Genomic DNA, 466 nt, shown 5'->3' with positions numbered 1-466 from the left:
CGGCCAGTGTCGGCGGCCGCACCCGCGCCGACGAGTGGCCCGAAACACCGTTTTCGCTAAAATCGGGCCATGTCGCCGCATCGCATCGCCGTGGTCGCCTTCGACCGCATCAGCCCCTTCCACCTGGCGGTGCCCTGCCAGGTGTTCGAGGCGCGGCCGGACACCGACCTGCCGGCCTTCGACCTGCGGGTCTGTGCGGCCGACCCGGGTCCGCTGCGCACCGACGCCGGCTTCGCCATCCAGGTGCAGCACGGCCTGGAGGCGCTGGACGGTGTCGACACGGTGATCGTGCCGTCCTGGCGCGATGTCGCCGAACCGGCACCTGCGGCGCTGTGCCAGGCGCTGCACCGCGCCCACGCCGCCGGCGCGCAAGTGGTCGGGCTGTGCCTGGGCACCTTCGTGCTGGCCGACGCCGGCCTGCTCGACGACCGCCCCGCCACCACCCACTGGGCGGCGCTGGCGCGCT

1 protein-coding gene is annotated in these 466 nt (G+C 74.0%); it reads left to right on the top strand.

The genetic code is table 11. The features are described from left to right. Positions 1-69: 69 nt before the first annotated feature. Positions 70-466: DJ-1/PfpI family protein (locus D180_RS18715; protein WP_017913989.1), on the top strand; the 397-nt coding region annotated here is incomplete at its 3' end.

Source organism: Xanthomonas sp. SHU 166 (assembly GCF_000364685.1).
In the GTDB taxonomy this organism is placed as follows: domain Bacteria; phylum Pseudomonadota; class Gammaproteobacteria; order Xanthomonadales; family Xanthomonadaceae; genus Xanthomonas_A; species Xanthomonas_A sontii.
Note: the sequence above shows the minus strand (reverse complement) of the source record. Positions and strands in the feature narration are given on the sequence as shown.